General features: G+C 45.0%; 1 protein-coding gene and 2 pseudogenes. All 3 read right to left on the bottom strand.

The window, feature by feature from the left end; translation table 11 throughout:
* Positions 1–420 (bottom strand): annotated as a pseudogene (locus A3729_RS00875) (hypothetical protein); the annotation flags it as partial.
* Positions 421–423: 3 nt separating this feature from the next.
* Entirely contained in the window at positions 424–1,020 is a 597-nt protein-coding gene (locus tag A3729_RS00870; protein ID WP_156494769.1) for a LemA family protein, read from the bottom strand.
* A 112-nt stretch (positions 1,021–1,132) separates the two neighbouring features.
* Positions 1,133–1,312: pseudogene (locus A3729_RS32010) on the bottom strand (phosphoserine aminotransferase); the annotation flags it as partial.

Genomic DNA, 1,312 nt, shown 5'->3' with positions numbered 1-1,312 from the left:
ACCCGCGGCCAAAGCAATCTCCTCGACAACATTTAGTAAGCGCTTTTCCTGAGCCTGGCTTGAGTTTGTCAGAACAGGTCGACCGCCCAAAGCTTCAGCGACAACCCTTCCTCCGTCTCGCAAAGAGAGCCATTTGAACAGCATAGCCATCGCCAAGACGCCTACGACGAGAAGCGTCGTCCAGGTAAATTTTTTCCAACCTAGTGCGGTGATCAGGTTTTCGCACCACTGAAAAATGTTCCCGCCTGCATCAGCAATCGGATTCACTCCATCCAGTGCATACTCTGGGTTACTGTATAAAACGAAAAACGCGACACAGAGGTTTGTAAGCAAAACCAATAAGACGACAGCAATGGTAAACAATGCCAACAACCATAAGGTTTGTTTCCTGGCATCATCTTGCGCTTTATAGAAGTTCATTGTCTAGAATGAAACTTTGGGAGCCGATTGAATTTGTGCCGAGTCTTCAAACTCTAGAAGCGTCGCGTCTTCTCTGTGACTAAAGCTGGTAGCAAAAAGGTTTTGAGGGAAGCTTTGACGATATTGATTATATTCAGTAACTGAATCATTAAAGGACTGACGCGCAAAGGACACACGATTCTCGGTGCTAGTCAGCTCTTCAGAAAGCTGGCTCATGTTATCACTAGCCTTCAGTTCCGGATAAGCCTCTACAGCCACATTTAGACTTCCTAAAGCACTTTGTAATAAACCTTCACTTTTAGCAAGTTCCTGCAACGCTCCCGCACTAGAAGGATTAGCGGATGCTGCTTTAAGGCCTGCCAGAGCTTGATTACGAGCCGATATAACCGCTTCCAGCGTTTCACGCTCATGTGTTAGATAAGCCTTAGCCGTCTCGACTAGATTAGGAATCAAGTCATAACGACGCTTAAGCTGAACTTCAATTTGAGAGAAAGAGTTTTGATAGCGATTTTTTAAAGCTACCAAGGTATTGAAAATACGAATGATATAAAAAATCGCAAAAATGATAATGAAGGCTGTTACTAAACTGCTGATATCCATATTTAATCCCGTCACTTGGCGCACCAGTTACAGTGCAATATTCAATTGATCGAGATATCCCTATAAGCAAAAACAGTATAGGCGCATTAAGCGCCTAGCTCCTATCTTTTACTTAAGCTTGCGAGCTATGATAGGCCCACTCAAGCCAAGGCATAAGCGCGTCAACGTCGCTGCTCTCGATCGTACCTGCACACCAGATTCGTAGGCCATCAGGAGCATCGCGATATGAGCCTATATCGTAGGCTACACCTTCCTGCTCTAGCAATGCGACCATCTTCTTCAGTGCGTCTTT

Source organism: Oleiphilus sp. HI0043 (assembly GCF_001634935.1).
The sequence above is the reverse complement of the archived record's forward strand: the minus strand, read 5'-3'. Positions and strand labels throughout refer to the sequence as shown.

Coding starts and splice junctions, on each gene's coding strand:
- A3729_RS00870 (WP_156494769.1), bottom strand. CDS start 1,020: ATGGATATCAGCAGTTTAGTAACAGCCTTCATTATCATTTTTGCGATT.